The following is an 11,496-nucleotide window of genomic DNA, read 5'->3' on the forward strand; positions in this document are numbered from 1 at the left end:
CGCATGTCTCAGGCCGTGTCGACGTCCGAGGCCGCAGCGAGTGGGCTGAGCGAGCCGACCTGACCCTCCTTCAGCAGGCGCCGCCACCGCGCCCGGGAGTACGACGCCGGCTGGGTCGAGCGGACGAAGTCGTTCAGGATCTTCACGAACCGCTGCGGGTGGTCCTTGTGCGGGAAGTGCCCGGCGTTCGGGATCACCTCGACCCGCGCGTTCGGCGCGAGCGCGGCAGCCGTGTTGGCGTGCCGGACCGGGATGACGGCGTCATCGCGGCCCCAGACCACGGCCATCGGCATCGCCTCGGTGAGGTAGGCCCGGTCGGCCATGGTGACCACCTGGCCCCGCCAGTCGACGACGGCGCGCACGACGTGCCGGATGGCGTGCCGGGCGCTCGGGTCCTTGAAGGACTCGTAGATCTCGGCGACCTCGTCGAGGTCGCGGACCGGCTTGAGCCCGGTGGAGGCGAGCGCCCGCAGCCCCAGTACGCCGGCGTGCCGGATGCCCGGCAGCGTGAGGACGCCCATCGCCTGGTGGAAGCCGGGCGTGGTGATCGCGCGGATGCCGGGTGAGACCTCCGGGCCGAGGCCCCCGGAGGCGACGAGCAGCAGCCGCTCGGTCCGCTCGGGGAACTGGTAGGCGAACTGCATCGCGATGCCGCCGCCGAAGCTGTGTCCCACCACGGTGACCCGGTCGATGCCGAGGATGGTGAGGAGGTCGCGCATCCCGTTGGCGTAGCCGCCGAGCGAGTAGTCGGCGCGCGGCTTGGCGGAGCGGCCGTGGCCCAGCAGGTCGGGCGCGATGACGGTGTAACGGCGCGCGAGCGCGTCGATGACCGGCTCCCAGGTCGTGTGGTCGCAGCCGAGCCCGTGGAGCAGCAGGAGCGCGGGGCCCTTCCCCACCTTCACGAAGGCGCGCCGGTGCCCGTGGATGCTGAGGTACTGCACCTCGTGCGGCTGCTGGGACACCGGATCCTCCTCACCGGGGAGTAGATGACGGATTCAACCAGAGCGCGCGTCCCCCGGCCGGGAAAGTGGCCGACAATCCCCGATCTCGGGCGGCCGACTAGCCTCGGTCCGTGGCTCGTCGTGGCACCGCCGTACCCCGTTCCCGCAACGCGGATGCATTGCAGCGGTCCGCGGGTGCGCTCAGCACGGCCGCGATGGCCCGGATGGAGAGCGACCACGCCTGGTTCCGGGACCTCAGCGCGCAGGACCGGTCCTGGGTGGGCAGCATCGTCCAGGCCGGCATCCGGGGGTTCGTCGACTGGTACCGCGAGGACGCCGACCAGGTGCCCGGCACCCACGGGACCGCCCTGGCGGCGTCGATCTTCGGCGCCGCTCCCCGGACCCTCGCCGGCGTCATCAACCTGCAGCAGACCGTCGCCCTGGTCCGGCTCTCGATCGAGGTGGTCGAGAGCAACATCGACACCCTCCTCGAGCCCGACGACGCCCCCGACGCGCACGCGGCCGTGCTCCGCTACGCCCGTGAGGTCGCCTTCGCCGCGGCGGAGGTGTACGCCCGCGCGGCGGAGGTCCGCGGCGCCTGGGACGCCCGCCTGGAGGCGCTCGTCGTCGACGCCGTGCTCCGTGCGGAGACCGACGAGTCGCTCCTCTCCCGGGCCAGCGCCCTCGGCTGGTCGGCCAGCGGCGACGTCGCGGTCGTGCTCGGCACGGCCCCGGCCCGGCGGACCGAGACCGACCTCTTCGACGAGGTACGCCGCCGCGCGCGCATCGCCGGCATGGAGGCACTGTGCGCGGTCCAGGGCGACCGCCTCGTCGTGCTCCTCGGCGGCGTGACCGACACGAGGGCGGCCGCCGACGCGGTGACGCCGCTCTTCGCCGATGGTCCGGTGGTGGTCGGGCCGGTGGCGGCCGACCTCGGTTCCGCCCACGTCTCGGCGCGGGCCGCCGCGTCCGCCCAGCGCTCCGCGGCCGGATGGCCCGAGGCGCCCCGGCCGGTGCTGAGCGACGAGCTGCTGCCCGAGCGGGTCCTCGCCGGTGACGGCCACGCCCGCCGGCACCTCGTCGACGAGGTCTACCTGCCGCTCGTGCGCGCCCGGGGGACGCTGATCGAGACGCTGGCGGCGTACTTCCAGACGGGCTCGTCGATCGAGGGCACGGCGCGAGCGCTGTTCGTGCACCCCAACACGGTGCGCTACCGGCTCCGGCAGGTCGCCGAGCTCACCGGGTACAGCCCGACCCAGTCGCGCGACGCCTTCACGCTCGAGATCGCGCTGGTCCTCGGCCGTCAATCCGGACGCGCCGACGATTTGTAGGGTTCCTACAACGAGTGGGGGCCGACTTTCGTGCGCGCCGGAGGCGAACCACGACCCCGGGCACGGCAGAGTGGGCCTCGTGCTCGTCATCGTCGCTCCCGGGCAGGGCGCCCAGACGCCCGGCTTCCTGACTCCCTGGCTTGAGGACTCGACCTTCGCGTCGCGATTCGCCTGGCTCTCCACCGTGGCCGGTCTCGACCTGGCCCACTACGGCACCGAGGCCGACGCGGAGACGATCCGCGAGACCCAGATCGCGCAGCCGCTCCTGGTCGCGACAGGTCTGGTCGCGGCGCTGGAGCTCTTCCCGCACCCCTCCGACGCGTTCAGCCAGATCGGCGCCGTCGCGGGGCACAGTGTCGGCGAGCTGGCCGCGGCCGCCGGCGCCCGCACCATCACCGCCGAGCAGGCGATGGTCCTGGTGCGTGAGCGCGGCAAGGCCATGGCCGACGCCGCGGCCGTCACCCCGACCGGGATGACCGCGGTCCTGGGCGGCGACCGCGAGGAGATCCTGGCGTCGCTCGCCAAGCACGGCCTGACCCCCGCCAACGACAACGGCCCCGGCCAGATCGTCGCCGCGGGCACCCGTGAGCAGCTCGACGCGCTCGCCGCCGACCCGCCGGCGAAGGCGCGCCTGATCCCCCTGAGCGTGGCCGGCGCCTTCCACACCGAGCACATGGCCCCCGCCGTCGGCCACCTCGCCACCCTGGCGAAGTCGGTCTCGGTCCACGACCCGCGCACGCCGCTCATCTCGAACAAGGACGGCCAGGTCGTCCACGACGGGCGCGAGGTCCTCAAGCGGATCGTCGGCCAGATCGCGAACCCGGTGCGCTGGGACCTCTGCCTGGAGACCATGTCCGACCTCGGCGTGACCGGCATCCTGGAGATGCCCCCGGCCGGCACCCTGACCGGCATCGCGAAGCGTGCGCTGAAGGGCGTCGAGACGTTCGCGCTGAAGACGCCCGACCAGCTCGACGACGCGCGGGCGTTCTGCGCCAAGCACGGCGAGGCCTCCTCGATCGACACCACTCCCACCTGGCGGATGGTGGTCTCCCCCGCCAAGGGCACCTTCCACGTGGCCGGCGAGGCCGCCGAGCTCGACCTGCTGCCGGCCGGCGCGGCCATCGGCGACGTCGCGAGCCTGCGGGACCGGATCAGCGTGACCGCCCCGCACGGCGGCCAGGTCGTGGAGTGGCTCGTCGAGGACGGCGACCTGGTCTCCCCCGGCCAGCCGCTGCTCCGCCTGCACCCGGAGGCGAGCGCCTGATGACCGCCCTCACCCCCAGCCAGGGCGCCGCCCACGCCGCGATCCTCGGCGTCGGCGCCTACCGCCCCGAGCGGCTGGTGCCCAACGCGGAGATCGTGGACGCCATCGAGTCCAGCGACGAGTGGATCCAGCAGCGCTCCGGCATCAAGACCCGGCGCTTCGCCGGCCCCGACGAGACCGTGCAGATGATGTCGGTCGCGGCCGCCCGCGAGGCGCTCGAGAAGGCCGGCGTCGACGCCCGCCGGATCGACTGCGTCGTGGTGGCGACCGTGAGCCACCTGCTGCAGACCCCCGCGATCGCCACGGCCATCGCCCACGAGCTGGGCACCGACCAGGCCGCGGCGTTCGACATCTCCGCCGCGTGCGCCGGCTTCTGCCACGGCGTCGCGATGGCCAGCGACATGGTCCGGGCCGGCTCCGCCGGGCACGTGCTGGTGATCGGCGTCGAGCGGCTCTCCGACCTCACCGACGTCGGCGACCGCGGTACGGCGTTCATCTTCGCCGACGGGGCGGGCGCCGTGGTGATCGGCCCCAGCGAGACGGCCGCCATCGGCCCGGTCGTCTGGGGTTCGGACGGCGAGCAGTTCGACCTGATCCGGCAGCGCGAGGACTGGCGCGACGTCCTCGCCTCCGAGGACCCGGTCATGCCCCACCTGACCATGCAGGGCAACCCGGTGTTCCGCTGGGCGTCCTTCGCGATGGCCAAGGTCGGCCAGCAGGCCCTGGACCGCGCCGGCATCACCGCCGACCAGCTGGACTGCTTCGTGCCGCACCAGGCCAACATGCGCATCGTCGACGCCCTGGCCCGCTCCATGAAGCTCCCCGCGACCGTGAAGATCGCCCGCGACATCGCCGACATGGGCAACACCTCGGCGGCCTCGATCCCGCTCGCCCTCGAGCGGATGATCCGCGAGGGCGAGGCGAAGTCCGGCGAGACCGCCCTGCTCATCGCCTTCGGCGCCGGCCTGGCGTACGCCGCGCAGGTCGTCGTCATCCCCTGACGTTCCACCCAGCAGCACCCATCCGCATCACCACCACCGAGAGGAACCACGCCTGATGGCCACCACCGAAGAGATCCGCGCCGACCTCGCCGAGATCGTCAACGAGGTCGCCGGCATCGACGCCGACGACGTCCAGCTCGACAAGTCCTTCGTCGACGACCTCGACGTCGACTCGCTCTCCATGGTCGAGGTCGTCGTGGCCGCCGAGGAGAAGTTCGGCGTCTCGATCCCCGACGACGAGGTCAAGAACCTCAAGACCGTCGGCGACGCCGTGGCCTTCATCGAGCGCGCCCAGGCCTGACGCTCAACCAGTCGAAGGAGTCGATCAGCAGATGAGTCGTACCCGTGTCGTGATCACCGGTCTGGGCACCACGAGCCCCCTCGGCGGCGATGTGGCCAGCACCTGGGACGGTCTGGTCAACGGCCGCTCCGGCGTCCGTCGCCTCACCGAGGACTGGGCCGCGGAGATGCCGGTCAAGATCGCGGCCCGGGTCGCGGTCGAGCCCACCGAGGTCCTGGAGCGGGTCAAGGCCCGCCGCCTGGACCGGTCCTCGCAGTTCGCCATGGTCGCCGCGATGGAGGCCTGGCGTGACGCCGGCCTCGAGAACGCCGTCCAGGACGGTGGCCTCGACGGCGACCGGGTCGGCGTCGCGATGGCCTCCGGCATCGGCGGGGTCAACACGCTGCTCGACAACTACGACGTCCTGAAGGAGAAGGGTCCGCGACGGGTCTCCCCCCTCGCGGTGCCCATGCTGATGCCCAACGCGCCCGCCGCGAACATCAGCCTGTACGTCGGAGCGCGGGCCGCGGTCAACACCCCGGTCTCGGCCTGCGCCTCCGGCAACGAGGGCATCGCCCTCGCGATCGACCAGATCCGTCTCGGCCGCGCCGACGTCGTCGTGGCCGGCGGCACCGAGGCGGCGATCCACCCGCTGCCCATGGCCGCCTTCGCGAACATGATGGCGCTGTCGAAGACGGGGAGCGCCGACGACGGCGACCCGACGGCCGTGTCGCGGCCCTGGGACACCGCCCGCGACGGGTTCGTGCTCGGCGAGGGCGCCGGCGTCCTCGTCCTGGAGTCCTTGGAGCACGCCCAGGCCCGCGGTGCCCGGATCTACGCCGAGGTCCTCGGCGCCGGCATCACCGCCGACTCCCACGACATCGCCCAGCCCGACCCGGCCGGCCGCGGCGGCTCCCGCGCCATCCTGCGGGCACTCGCCGAGTCCGAGGTCGGCCCCGAGTCGATCGTCCACGTCAACGCCCACGCGACCTCGACCCCGCAGGGCGACATCGCCGAGGGCCTGATGCTGCACGCCACCCTGGGCAAGCACGTCTCGCAGGTCGTGGTCACCAGCACCAAGTCGATGACCGGGCACCTCCTCGGCGGCGCCGGCGCGCTGGAGTCGATCGCCACGGTCCTGGCCCTGCACCACCGCCAGGTCCCGCCGACGATCAACCTCGACAACCTCGACCCCGAGGTCGAGCTCGACATCGCCACCAAGGTCCGCGACCTGCCCGCCGGCGACATCGCGGCCCTCAACAACTCCTTCGGCTTCGGCGGCGCCAACGTCGCCGTGGCGTTCGGGACGCTGGCATGACCGTGGCCCCCGAGAAGCCCGCCGACCGCAAGCCGGCCAAGCTCCCCCGCGAGCAGGACCCGCGCAACCCCGTCCACCGGCTGACCGCCCTCCTCGACGCCGACACCCTCGAGCTGATCTCGGACGACGACGACTCGGGGATGCTCGCCGCGGTCGGCGAGGTGCACGGCACCCGCGTGGTCGCGTTCTGCTCCGACGCGACCGTCATGGGCGGCGCCATGGGCGACCAGGGCTGCCGGGTCGTCGTCGACGCCTACCACCGTGCGATGACCGACGGCGCGCCGATCATCGGTCTGTGGCACTCCGGCGGCGCTCGGCTCGCCGAGGGCGTGCTCTCGCTGCACGCCGTGGGCCGGATCTTCCAGGTGATGACCCAGGCGTCCGGACAGATCCCGCAGATCTCCGTCGTGCTCGGTCCGGCGGCCGGCGGGGCGGCGTACGGTCCCGCCCTCACCGACGTGGTCATCCTCGGCCCCGAGGGCCGGATCTTCGTCACCGGACCCGACGTGGTCCGCTCGGTGACCGGCGAGGACGTCGACATGCTGCGCCTGGGCGGTCCCGAGCCGCACGGCCGCCGCTCCGGCGTCGTCCACATCCTCACCGAGTCCGAGCAGGAGGCGCTGGACCGTGCCCGGGGCGTGGGCGCGCTGCTCGGCTCGCAGGGCAGCCTGCGGGTCGACGACGTCGAGGACCGCGATCTCGAGTCGCTGCTGCCCGAGTCCAAGAAGCGCGCGTACGACGTGCACCCGCTCGTGGAGTCGGTCCTCGACGAGGGCACCGTCCAGGAGCTGCACGCCCGCTGGGCACCGAACATCGTCACCGCGCTCGGTCGCTTCGGCGGCCGCACGGTCGGCGTCGTGGCCAACAACCCGCTGCGCCTGGGCGGTTGCCTCGACTCGCTCTCCGCCGAGAAGGCCTCCCGCTTCGTGCGGATGTGTGACGCCTTCGGCGTCCCGCTGATCGTCCTGGTCGACGTCCCCGGCTACCTGCCCGGCGTCGGTCAGGAGTGGGACGGCGTCGTACGACGGGGCGCCAAGCTGCTGCACGCCTTCGGCGAGTGCGTCGTACCCCGAGTCACCCTCATCACCCGCAAGACGTACGGCGGCGCCTACATCGCGATGAACTCGCGCTCGCTCGGCGCCACCAAGGTGTTCGCCTGGCCCGGCGCCGAGGTCGCCGTGATGGGTGCCGTCGCCGCCGTGCGGATCCTGCACCGCCGCAAGCTGGCGGACGTCGCTCCCGACATCCGACCGCAGGTCGAGGCCGAGCTCGCCGCCGAGCACGAGCGGATCGCCGGCGGGGTCGACAAGGCCGTCGAGATCGGGGTCGTCGACGAGGTCGTCTCCCCCACCGCCACCCGGTCCGCGATCGCGCGAGCCATCGACGACGCGGTCCAGGCCGTCGGCGTCCGGCACGGAGCACACGGCAACATCCCCCTCTGAGGCTCCGCCCGTCACCCGACGCGCCCCCGCGACCCCTCCGGTCGCGGGGGCGCGTTCGCGTAACCCGGGGAACCCCTCCCGCGTTGGGCATGACGTCCGTCACACCCGACCGAACGAGGCGACGATGCTCCGCCAGACGATGCTCGGATCGATCGCCGCGGTGCTGCTGGCGCCGGCCTGCCTGGTCGCCGGTGCCGCCTCGGCCGCCGAGACCCACCACGAGTGGGGCCGGCTGGGCGCGCGCGACGGCGTGCTCCGCACGGGCTGCGCCAGCTACGCCTACCGCTACGCCGTACGCCCCCCGGAGGGCGACTGGAGCCTGGAGACCTTCCTCGTGGACCGGCGGGGCCGGAAGGTGGCCTCGGGCGTGCACCTGGGTGGGATGAACGCCCCACGCGCACGCTCGACGTTCACCGTCTGCCGGGCCACCACCGTGCCCGGGCGCTTCGTCATCCGCGGCCTGCTCAGCGTGCAGAACGGCCCCGACGAGTACGTCGAGGGGTGGATCAAGCCGGTCGCCTTCAAGCTCCGGAGGCGCTGACCGGCCCTGGGGTCAGACGACCTGGTGCAGCCACCGCACGGGCGCGCCCTCGCCGGCGTGCCGGAAGGTCTCGAGCTCGTCGTCCCAGGGCTTGCCGAGCAGCTTGTCGATCTCCACCAGGAGGGTCGTGTCGCCCAGCGCGGCCTTGACCACCGCCGCCTTGAGCCGGTCCTCGGGGATCATGATGTCGCCGTGCAGGCCGGTCACCGCGTGGTAGACGCCGAGCTCGGGCGTGAAGGAGTAGCGGGCGCCCTCGGTCGCGGAGGTGGGCTCCTCGGTGACCTCGAAGCGCAGCTGGTTCCAGCCGCGCAGCGCCGAGGCGATCGCGGCGGCCGAGCCGGCGTCGCCGGACCAGGAGAGCTCGGCCCGGTAACTGCCCGACTGCGCCGGCTGCGGCGTCCAGTCCAGACTCACGGGCACGCCGAGGACACCACCGACGGCCCACTCGATGTGCGGGCACAGCGCGGACGGCGCCGAGTGGACGTAGAAGACGCCCCTCGTCGCAGTGCGGGTGGCAGAACGTGCGGTCACCGTGACCTCCTTCATCCTCCGGCGCGAGCTACGCCTTCCCCAGCGGTCTCGACAGTGGAGCGAAGTCAGTCCTGTGACCCATGTGTGGTTGTGGCTCCATTGTGACGCATGGGGCGGCTGTTCACCAGCAGCGCCACGGGTGTCGCGCGGGCGTGTCCCCGGCCGGCGGGTTCGCTCAGTGGTGTCGTACCGCGGCCGCGTCGACGATGTTCGCCGCGTCGCGGACCGCTCCGAGCAGCTGGCCGTCGCCGACCACCAGCGGGCCCTCGACGACGTCGAGGACGATGCAGGTGATGTTGTCGCCGCCGCCGGCCACCAGCGCCGACTGGGTCAGCACGGCCGCGGCGGACATCGGGTCGGCGAGCCGGAGCACCTCGGCGATCCGGCCGTCGTCCACGAGGTCGGTGAGGCCGTCGCTGCACAGCAGCAGCCGATCGCCGGCGCGCGTGCGCACGGGCGTGAGCTCGAGCCCGGGATCGTCCGGGTCGCCGTCGACGGAGCGCAGCACGACGTTGCGCCAGGGGTGACGTCGGGCCGCCTCCGCGGTGATCTGGCCGGCGTCGACCAGGTGCTGGACGTAGGTGTGGTCCCGCGACAGCTGCTGCAGCTCGCCGTCGCGCCACAGGTAGGCACGGCTGTCCCCCACGTGCCCCAGGACGACGCGGCTGCCGTCGCACACCAGCACGGTGAGCGTCGTGGCCATCCCGAGTCGGCTCAGGTCCCGCTGGACGCCGAGCCGGACCGAGGCCTGGGCCGCGTCAGCGGCCTGGATGAGCAGCAGCTCCGGCGGGTCGAGGAAGTGGCTCAGCGCGGTCGCTGAGAACGCGTACGCCGCCGTGGCCGATGCGACCTCGCCGGCCGCTGCGCCACCGACGCCGTCGGCGACCAACGCGACGTACGGGCCGACGAAACCCGAGTCCTCGTTGTGAGGCCGCACGCGCCCGACATCGCTGACTCCGGCACCGGAGAACCTGAGCATGCACACCTCCTCGCTCCAGCGAGTAGACCGCGCACGGACGAACAGGGTCAAGGAGTCCGCGGGGTGGCTAGTCTCACGGCATGACAGCGGCCGACGCACCCCTCGAGGTACGACGGCGACCGCGGACGGCTCTGGCCGCCTGGACGGTCGCCGCGGCCGCCGTCATCGGAGTGGTCGTGTGGTTCGTCACCAGCCCGCGCGCGCTCGCGACCAGTGACGAGCCGGTCGTCGCCTCGACGCCGGTGGGCCAGGACGTCTACCTCGCCGTGGCCTCCGGCGAGCCGGACCGCACCCTGGAGCTCACCGGGGTCCGCGTCCACGTCTCGTCGACCGCGCCCGTCGAGGTGGAGCCCCTCGTCTGCGTGGAGGGGTCACCTCGCGTCACCTCTGATCCCGAGGCGTTCTGCCAGGACCTCGTCGCCCCGGAGGGTCACTCCTTCCGGGGCACCGACAGCCTCGTGCTCCGGGTCCGGGGCGAGTACGCCGGCGTCGTCAACGTCGACCGCGTGCGTCTCGGCTTCCGGGAGGGCGTCCGGTGGGGCACCCGACCCGCAGGCGCTCCGGCGACCGTCGCCCTCCTCGGACGCTGAGCTCAGCCCTCGTTCTGGCGCTTCTCCAGGGCCTCGGCGCGCTCGGCCGCATCGGTCAGCTGGTCGCTGTCGATCGCGTAGGTCCGGTGGAACCACGCCAGGGCGTCGGTCTCCCGACCGGCCGCCTCCAGCGTGTCGGCGTACGCGTAGCGCAGGCGGACGACCCACGACGCCCGGCTCTTCGACTGCAGGGGGGCGAGCTCCAGCGTCCGCAGCGCCGCGTCGAACTGGCCCATGTCGCGGCGGGCGCCCGCCTCGACGATCGTCATCTCGGCCTTCGCCTCGGGCTCGAAGTTCGGCACCGACGGGCTCTTCGCCAGCTTCAGGGCCTGGTCGGGGTTCCCCAGCGCCCGGTGGCAGTCGGCCATGATCGGCAGGTACGCCGGCGAGCCGTTCATCCGCTTCGCCGCACGGAGGTCCGCGAGCGCCTCGGCGTAGTGGCCGGCGGCGTACGCCGACTCCCCGACGGCCTCCCGGACCACCGCGAGCCGCGGCGCCCGAGCCCGAGCCGCCAGCGTGTGCTGGTACGCCGTCTCCGGGTCGTCGTCGATCAGCGCGCCGGCCGCCGCGAGGTGGCGCGCGACCCGCAGCGCGAGCTTCTCGGGCAGGCCCTTCAGCTGAGCCGAGACCGAGCGGTCGAGCTCCTGGCCCGTGATCTCGGCAGGCAGGTCGGGGCCGTCGTACTTGGCCTGCTCCTCGGAGCGCTCCCCCTGCTTGTCGGCAGGACGCTTCCAGTCGTTCTTGCGCCCGGGACGGTCGCCGCCGCCCCGCGCCGGACGCTTGCCGCGCTCGCCGTCCGGGCTCCACTTCTGGGAGCGCTCGGAGGAGCGCTCCGACGACCGGCCCTGGCCGGCGCCGCGCACCGGTGGCTTCCCGCTCGCACCCTTGCCGCCGGAGCTCTTGCCACCCGCGCCGCGGCCGCCTCCGGCCGCGCCCGGCTTGCCCCCGCTCGGTCGTCCTCCGGCACGGTTGCCGTCTCTCGAAGGTCGCTGGTTGCGGCGCTGCTCGGCCACGACGTCCTGCTCCTGATCTGCCCGTCCGGGCGTCTCGCTGCTGGTGAGGAAATGCACGTAGGGGCCACCGGTGTCGGTGGCCCCTACGGAGTGTATGTCCGGCGGCGTCCTACTCTCCCACAGCCTCTCGGTTGCAGTACCATCGGCGCTGAAAGGCTTAACTTCCGGGTTCGGGATGGGACCGGGTGTTTCCCTTTCGCTATGGCCGCCGTAACTCTAGCGGATCAGCATCATCCGGAATCTTCACGGATGTGCTGTCCAAGCC

The 11,496-nt window shown here is 72.9% G+C and carries 12 protein-coding genes and 1 rRNA gene; 8 read left to right on the forward strand and 5 right to left on the reverse strand.

What is annotated here, in order from left to right; all coding sequences use genetic code 11:
- Positions 1-8: 8 nt before the first annotated feature.
- The gene (locus tag VMF51_RS10070) at positions 9-962 is read right to left on the reverse strand and encodes an alpha/beta fold hydrolase (RefSeq protein WP_325474291.1); all 954 of its coding nucleotides are present in this window, start codon (positions 960-962) and stop codon (positions 9-11) included.
- A gap of 110 nt (positions 963-1,072) precedes the next feature.
- Between VMF51_RS10070 and VMF51_RS10075 the strand changes: the two genes are divergently transcribed.
- The 7 genes from VMF51_RS10075 to VMF51_RS10105 all read left to right on the forward strand — a co-directional run bounded on the left by VMF51_RS10075 (position 1,073) and on the right by VMF51_RS10105 (position 8,118).
- Positions 1,073-2,272, forward strand: a complete 1,200-nt coding sequence (locus VMF51_RS10075) for a helix-turn-helix domain-containing protein (RefSeq protein ID WP_325474292.1) — start codon at positions 1,073-1,075, stop codon at positions 2,270-2,272.
- 79 nt (positions 2,273-2,351) lie between these two features.
- Entirely contained in the window at positions 2,352-3,536 is a 1,185-nt protein-coding gene (locus tag VMF51_RS10080; protein ID WP_325474293.1) for an acyltransferase domain-containing protein, read from the forward strand.
- A complete protein-coding gene (locus VMF51_RS10085; protein WP_325474294.1) occupies positions 3,536-4,537 on the forward strand; it encodes a beta-ketoacyl-ACP synthase III in 1,002 nt (333 codons plus the stop codon). Before VMF51_RS10080 ends, VMF51_RS10085 begins: the two co-directional genes overlap by 1 nt.
- A gap of 52 nt (positions 4,538-4,589) precedes the next feature.
- Entirely contained in the window at positions 4,590-4,838 is a 249-nt protein-coding gene (locus VMF51_RS10090) for an acyl carrier protein (protein WP_082575284.1), read from the forward strand.
- A gap of 31 nt (positions 4,839-4,869) precedes the next feature.
- On the forward strand, positions 4,870-6,135 hold the full coding sequence (locus tag VMF51_RS10095; RefSeq protein WP_325474295.1) for a beta-ketoacyl-[acyl-carrier-protein] synthase II: 1,266 nt from the start codon (positions 4,870-4,872) through the stop codon (positions 6,133-6,135).
- On the forward strand, positions 6,132-7,577 hold the full coding sequence (locus VMF51_RS10100) for an acyl-CoA carboxylase subunit beta (RefSeq protein WP_325474296.1): 1,446 nt from the start codon (positions 6,132-6,134) through the stop codon (positions 7,575-7,577). The genes VMF51_RS10095 and VMF51_RS10100 overlap by 4 nt, the downstream gene beginning before the upstream one ends.
- Positions 7,578-7,701: 124 nt before the next feature.
- Positions 7,702-8,118, forward strand: a complete 417-nt coding sequence (locus tag VMF51_RS10105) for a hypothetical protein (RefSeq protein WP_325474297.1) — start codon at positions 7,702-7,704, stop codon at positions 8,116-8,118.
- 12 nt (positions 8,119-8,130) lie between these two features.
- On the opposite strand, the gene VMF51_RS10110 is transcribed toward VMF51_RS10105, so the two are convergent.
- Positions 8,131-8,664 (reverse strand): DUF3145 domain-containing protein, encoded by a 534-nt coding sequence (locus VMF51_RS10110; protein WP_414689455.1) that lies wholly within the window; start codon positions 8,662-8,664, stop codon positions 8,131-8,133.
- A 160-nt stretch (positions 8,665-8,824) separates the two neighbouring features.
- Entirely contained in the window at positions 8,825-9,628 is an 804-nt protein-coding gene (locus VMF51_RS10115) for a PP2C family protein-serine/threonine phosphatase (protein ID WP_325474299.1), read from the reverse strand.
- 80 nt (positions 9,629-9,708) lie between these two features.
- Here VMF51_RS10115 and VMF51_RS10120 point away from each other — a divergent pair, with 80 nt between their 5' ends.
- Positions 9,709-10,218 (forward strand): hypothetical protein, encoded by a 510-nt coding sequence (locus VMF51_RS10120; RefSeq protein ID WP_325474300.1) that lies wholly within the window; start codon positions 9,709-9,711, stop codon positions 10,216-10,218.
- Between the two features lie 2 nt (positions 10,219-10,220).
- Here VMF51_RS10120 and VMF51_RS10125 read toward each other — a convergent pair whose 3' ends face one another.
- Positions 10,221-11,231: a tetratricopeptide repeat protein gene (locus VMF51_RS10125; protein ID WP_325474301.1), complete on the reverse strand. Its 1,011-nt coding sequence runs from the start codon at positions 11,229-11,231 to the stop codon at positions 10,221-10,223.
- A gap of 96 nt (positions 11,232-11,327) precedes the next feature.
- Positions 11,328-11,444, reverse strand: a 5S ribosomal RNA gene (gene rrf / locus VMF51_RS10130).
- Between the last annotated feature and the right edge of the window lie 52 nt (positions 11,445-11,496).

Source organism: Nocardioides sp. (assembly GCF_035503875.1).
Classification (GTDB): domain Bacteria; phylum Actinomycetota; class Actinomycetes; order Propionibacteriales; family Nocardioidaceae; genus Nocardioides.

Coding starts and splice junctions, on each gene's coding strand:
- VMF51_RS10085 (WP_325474294.1), top strand. CDS start 3,536: ATGACCGCCCTCACCCCCAGCCAGGGCGCCGCCCACGCCGCGATCCTC.
- VMF51_RS10095 (WP_325474295.1), top strand. CDS start 4,870: ATGAGTCGTACCCGTGTCGTGATCACCGGTCTGGGCACCACGAGCCCC.
- VMF51_RS10100 (WP_325474296.1), top strand. CDS start 6,132: ATGACCGTGGCCCCCGAGAAGCCCGCCGACCGCAAGCCGGCCAAGCTC.
- VMF51_RS10105 (WP_325474297.1), top strand. CDS start 7,702: ATGCTCCGCCAGACGATGCTCGGATCGATCGCCGCGGTGCTGCTGGCG.
- VMF51_RS10110 (WP_414689455.1), bottom strand. CDS start 8,664: ATGAAGGAGGTCACGGTGACCGCACGTTCTGCCACCCGCACTGCGACG.
- VMF51_RS10115 (WP_325474299.1), bottom strand. CDS start 9,628: ATGCTCAGGTTCTCCGGTGCCGGAGTCAGCGATGTCGGGCGCGTGCGG.
- VMF51_RS10120 (WP_325474300.1), top strand. CDS start 9,709: ATGACAGCGGCCGACGCACCCCTCGAGGTACGACGGCGACCGCGGACG.